The 217-nt window shown below is 61.3% G+C and carries 1 protein-coding gene; it reads right to left on the bottom strand.

The features are described 5' to 3' along the window. Positions 1-217: cbb3-type cytochrome c oxidase subunit I (locus EXE44_RS19785; protein ID WP_199241319.1), on the bottom strand; the 217-nt coding region annotated here is incomplete at both ends.

The following is a 217-nucleotide window of genomic DNA, read 5'->3' as shown; positions in this document are numbered from 1 at the left end:
ATCGCGTTCGACATCAGCGCCATGCCGATGAACCAGAGCACGACCTGGAACAGCCCGATCTGACTGCTGTAGATCGGCTTGTTGCTGATCTGCGGCCAGAGCCAGTAGGTCCCGGCCATCATGGTCAGCGCGACCGCGGTCCCGACGGTGAGGTGGAAGTGGCCCGGCACCCACAGCGTGTTGTGGATGAGGTAGTTGATGTTCATCCCGGCGTTCA

The organism is Halorubrum sp. SS7 (assembly GCF_005435055.1).
Classification (GTDB): Archaea; Halobacteriota; Halobacteria; order Halobacteriales; family Haloferacaceae; genus Halorubrum; species Halorubrum salinarum.
Note: the sequence above shows the minus strand (reverse complement) of the source record. Positions and strands in the feature narration are given on the sequence as shown.